This is a genomic window from Streptomyces sp. NPDC028419 (assembly GCF_055565515.1).
In genome coordinates this window covers 122,146-126,775 of record NZ_JBVHUE010000010.1, presented here as the reverse complement: position 1 = coordinate 126,775, position 4,630 = coordinate 122,146, and the positions used below count along the sequence as shown (strand labels likewise).

Sequence of the window (4,630 nt, the reverse complement as noted above, 5' to 3'; positions counted from 1 at the left end):
TGCCCTCCGGGGGCGCCTCAAACGCCGGCGAGGCTCCATATCCGCCCCCGGAACGTCAGCCGCCGGTGCCCGGGTCGGCGCCGGATCCACCGTCCCCGGCAAGGCCCCATCCTCCAGCCTCGCCGGCGTTTGAGGCGCCCCCGGATCCACCGCTCACTCCACCGTCCCCGGCAAGGCCCCACCTTCCAGCCTCGCCGGCGATTGAGGCGCCCCCCGGAGGGGTCCGCCCCCGGGACGTCAGCCGCCCGTGCCCGGGTCGGCGCCTTGGCCGCCGGATCCGCCGCTCGCGTCGTCGTCCCCGGCGCCGCTCCTGCTCGGGCTCGGGCCCGGGCTCTTGCCGGTGCCGGTGCCGGTGCCGGTGCCCTTGGTCGTGGGCAGCTGGGACCCGTAGTCCACGGTCTGGTCCTGGGCCGGGGCCGCCAGCGGGAACTGCTGCCCCCAGTCGGTCAGCTCGACCCGACCGGCGCCGCCCGCGCGTTCCATCCGCAGCGGGTACGGGGTGCCCTCCAGGGAGACGGCGAGCTTGCCGCCCTTTCCGCCGTCCGAGGTGAGCAGGACCGCCTTGGTGGGGCCGACCTTCGTGTACTCGGCGCCCTTGGCGAGCTTCCCGCCGATGCCGAGCAGCCCGTCCAGCAGGACCTGCATGTCGGTGAAGCCGCGGAACTGCTTGTAGGAGGGGTCGGCCGCGGGGACCTTGACGAACTTGTCGCCCAGCTTGCCGGCCGCCTCCGACTGCCCCCAGAAGGCCGCGTCGGCCTTCAGGTAGAGCTGCTCCCCCACCCGCAGCAGCCGGAAGGTGTGGTCCTTGGACTTGACCTCGCCGGAGCCGCCGTCCGACTTCAGCCTCATGTCCAGTGTGAAGGACTTGCCGCCGCTGACCAGGGTGCCGGCCAGGTGCACCGCCTTGGCCTCCGAGGCGGCCGCGCGCGCCTTGGACTCGATCTTGTCCGCGGACAGCTTGCCGACCCCGTTGGTGCCCTTGTCGGGGTCCTCCCCGCAGCCCGTGGCGGCGATGGCCAGACCCGCGCAGATGACCCCGATGGCGGTGGTCCGGCGCAGCCGTGCGGCAGGGAAGGTGGCGGTCACGGGCGGGTGCCTCTCGTCGGTCGTCAGCGAGCAGCAGGCAGCGTACCCGCACGTCGTGCGCGACCCCGGCCCGGGCGGAACGCCCCACCAGGGCGGTTCGCGGCGGTACGGGCTAGCCTGAGGGCGGCAGGAATCTTGATCGACGCTCCAGGAGGCGCTCGGATGGTGGCAGGCGCCCCGCGGATCTTTGTCTCGCATCTGTCGGGCGTACCCGTCTTCGACCCCAACGGCGACCAGGTCGGCCGGGTCCGCGACCTGGTGGCGATGCTGCGCGTGGGCGGACGCCCGCCCCGGCTGCTGGGTCTGGTCGTCGAGGTGGTGAGCCGGCGCCGCATCTTCGTGCCCATGACCCGGGTGACCGGCGTGGAGTCGGGGCAGGTCATCACGACCGGCGTGGTCAACATGCGGCGCTTCGAGCAGCGCCCCACCGAGCGGCTCGTCCTGGGCGAGTTGCTGGACCGCCGGGTGCGGCTCGTCGCGGACGACGAGGAGGTCACCGTCCTGGACGTGGCCATCCAGCAGCTCCCGGCCCGGCGCGACTGGGAGATCAACCGGATCTTCGTCCGCAAGGGCAAGGCGGGCGTGATGCGCCGCCGCGGCGAGACGCTGACCGTGGACTGGTCGGGGGTGACCGGCTTCTCCCTTGAGGAGGACGGGCAGGGCGCCGAGAACCTGGTCGCCACCTTCGAGACGATGCGTCCCGCCGACCTCGCGAACGTGCTGCACCACCTGACGCCGAAGCGGCGCGCCGAGGTGGCCAACGCCCTCGACGACGACCGGCTGGCGGACGTGCTGGAGGAGCTGCCCGAGGACGACCAGGTGGAGATCCTCGGCAAGCTCAAGGAGGAGCGCGCCGCGGACGTGCTGGAGGCGATGGACCCGGACGACGCGGCCGACCTGCTCTCGGAGCTGCCCGAGGACGACAAGGAGCGGCTGCTGACCCTGATGCGGCCGGACGACGCGGCCGACGTGCGGCGCCTGCTGTCCTACGAGGAGCGCACGGCGGGCGGTCTGATGACGACCGAGCCGATCGTGCTGCGGCCGGACGCCACGGTCGCGGACGCGCTGGCGCGCGTACGGCAGTCGGACCTGTCCCCGGCGCTGGCCGCGCAGGTGTACGTGTGCCGCCCGCCGGACGAGACGCCGACCGGCAAGTACCTGGGCACCGTGCACTTCCAGCGGCTGCTGCGGGACCCGCCGTTCACGCTGGTGAGCTCGCTGGTGGACACGGACCTGCCGCCGCTGCGCCCGGACGCCTCGCTGCCGGTGGTGACCAGCTACCTCGCCGCCTACAACATGGTCGCGGTGCCGGTGGTCGACGAGAGCGGCTCGCTGCTGGGCGCCGTGACGGTGGACGACGTACTGGACCACCTGCTGCCCGACGACTGGCGCGAGACGGACTTCCACTCAGAGGAGGCCGGGCGTGGGCACTGACCGGGGCCGCGATTTGGGGCGGGAGCGCCGCCGGGAGCAGATCAGGGAGCGCCGCGAGCAGTCCCGGGCGCAGGCGCGCGAACACGGGCGGGAGCACGGTTTGTCGGACCGGCTGGACGAGGTCGCGGGTCGGGTGCGGGCGGAGCGGGCGGACCGGCACGACCGGGCCGAGCGCGAGGCGCGCGAGGGTCGGGCCGAGCGGATGAAGGCCGGCCAGGCGACCGGGTCGAGCGCGCTGACGCGTTCGCGCGTGCGGCTGGACCTGCCGCGCCCGGCGCGCCGGCGGCTGCTCCCCGAGTACGACCCGGAGGCCTTCGGCCGGCTGTCGGAGCGGGTGGCGCGCTTCCTCGGCACGGGGCGGTTCATCGTCTGGATGACGGTGGTCATCATCGCCTGGGTGCTGTGGAACATCTTCGCGCCCGACCCGTGGCGGTTCGACCAGTACCCCTTCATCTTCCTGACCCTGATGCTGTCCCTCCAGGCGTCCTACGCCGCTCCGCTGATCCTGCTCGCGCAGAACCGCCAGGACGACCGCGACCGGGTCAACCTGGAGCAGGACCGCAAGCAGAACGAGCGCTCCATCGCGGACACGGAGTACCTCACGCGGGAGATCGCGGCGCTGCGGATGGGCCTCGGCGAGGTCGCGACCCGCGACTGGATCCGGTCGGAGTTCCAGGACCTGATCAAGGAGATGGACGAGCGCCGGCTCTTTCCCTCCGAACGTGACGAAGGCGACCGCTGAAGGGCTTACCGACGGCGCGCTACCGAGCCGTACCATCGGGGCATGGCTACCGACACAAGCTCCGCCGCCGCGCCCGACCCGGCCGGGCCCGATCAGGACGCGATCCTGGACGCGCTGGCGACGGTGAACGACCCCGAGATCCACCGGCCGATCACCGAACTCGGCATGGTCAAATCGGTGGACGTGGGCGACGGCGGAGCGGTCGCCGTCACCGTCTACCTCACGGTGTCGGGCTGCCCCATGCGCGAGACCATCACCAAGAACGTCACCGAGGCCGTCGAGCGGGTCCCGGGCGTCACCTCGGTCGCCGTCACGCTGGACGTGATGAGCGACGAGCAGCGCAAGGACCTGGCGAGCAGCCTGCGCGGCGGCACCGCCGAGCGCGAGGTGCCCTTCGCCCAGCCCGGCTCGCTGACGCGCGTCTACGCCGTCGCGTCCGGCAAGGGCGGCGTGGGCAAGTCCTCGGTCACGGTCAACCTCGCCGCGGCGATGGCGGCCGACGGCCTGAAGGTCGGCGTCGTGGACGCGGACATCTACGGCCACAGCGTGCCGCGCATGCTGGGCGTCGAGGGCAAGCCGACCCAGGTCGAGAACATGATCATGCCGCCGTCGGCGAACGGCGTGAAGGTCATCTCCATCGGCATGTTCACCCCGGGCAACGCGCCCGTGGTGTGGCGCGGCCCGATGCTGCACCGCGCGCTCCAGCAGTTCCTGGCGGACGTGTACTGGGGCGACCTGGACGTCCTGCTGCTCGACCTGCCGCCGGGCACCGGTGACATCGCGATCTCGGTGGCGCAGCTGGTGCCGAATGCGGAGATCCTGGTCGTCACCACCCCGCAGCAGGCCGCCGCCGAGGTGGCCGAGCGGGCCGGTTCGATCGCCGTGCAGACCCACCAGAAGATCGTCGGCGTCGTCGAGAACATGTCCGGGCTGCCCTGCCCGCACTGCGACGAGATGGTCGACGTGTTCGGCACGGGCGGTGGCCAGGCGGTCGCCGACGGCCTGACGCGGACCATCGGCTCCACGGTGCCGGTGCTGGGCCAGATCCCGATCGACGTCCGGCTGCGCGAGGGCGGCGACGACGGCCGGCCGGTGGTGCTGGCCGCTCCCGACTCTCCCGCCGGTGCGGCGCTGCGGGCGATCGCGGGCAAGCTGGGCGGCCGCGCGCGCGGCCTGTCGGGCATGTCGCTGGGGATCACCCCGCGCAACAAGTTCTAGTACGGCCGGGGCCTGAGGGTCCGGGGGTACGCGAGAGGGGCGCCACCGCTGCGGTGGGCGCCCCCTCCCTCGCCCCTCTCCCCCACCACTCTCCCCCGGCTCCCCCGACCGAGAAACCGAACACCCCAGCTCCCCCCCCCCCACCCCCCA

4 protein-coding genes are annotated in these 4,630 nt (G+C 72.9%); 3 read left to right on the top strand and 1 reads right to left on the bottom strand.

Going from position 1 to position 4,630, the window contains the following annotated elements:
* Nucleotides 1-237: 237 nt before the first annotated feature.
* On the bottom strand, nt 238-1,086 hold the full coding sequence (locus tag ACZ4UB_RS14420) for a hypothetical protein (protein WP_468070384.1): 849 nt from the start codon (nt 1,084-1,086) through the stop codon (nt 238-240).
* 162 nt (nt 1,087-1,248) lie between these two features.
* Here ACZ4UB_RS14420 and ACZ4UB_RS14415 point away from each other — a divergent pair, with 162 nt between their 5' ends.
* The 3 genes from ACZ4UB_RS14415 to ACZ4UB_RS14405 all read left to right on the top strand — a co-directional run bounded on the left by ACZ4UB_RS14415 (nt 1,249) and on the right by ACZ4UB_RS14405 (nt 4,480).
* Nucleotides 1,249-2,520, top strand: coding sequence for a magnesium transporter MgtE N-terminal domain-containing protein (locus ACZ4UB_RS14415; protein WP_468070383.1), 1,272 nt, complete (start codon nt 1,249-1,251; stop codon nt 2,518-2,520).
* A gap of 202 nt (nt 2,521-2,722) precedes the next feature.
* A complete protein-coding gene (locus tag ACZ4UB_RS14410) occupies nt 2,723-3,262 on the top strand; it encodes a DUF1003 domain-containing protein (protein ID WP_468070443.1) in 540 nt (179 codons plus the stop codon).
* A gap of 42 nt (nt 3,263-3,304) precedes the next feature.
* The gene (locus ACZ4UB_RS14405) at nt 3,305-4,480 is read left to right on the top strand and encodes an Mrp/NBP35 family ATP-binding protein (protein ID WP_468070382.1); all 1,176 of its coding nucleotides are present in this window, start codon (nt 3,305-3,307) and stop codon (nt 4,478-4,480) included.
* Nucleotides 4,481-4,630: the final 150 nt, after the last annotated feature.

Coding starts and splice junctions, on each gene's coding strand:
- ACZ4UB_RS14410 (WP_468070443.1), top strand. CDS start 2,723: ATGAAGGCCGGCCAGGCGACCGGGTCGAGCGCGCTGACGCGTTCGCGC.
- ACZ4UB_RS14415 (WP_468070383.1), top strand. CDS start 1,249: ATGGTGGCAGGCGCCCCGCGGATCTTTGTCTCGCATCTGTCGGGCGTA.
- ACZ4UB_RS14405 (WP_468070382.1), top strand. CDS start 3,305: ATGGCTACCGACACAAGCTCCGCCGCCGCGCCCGACCCGGCCGGGCCC.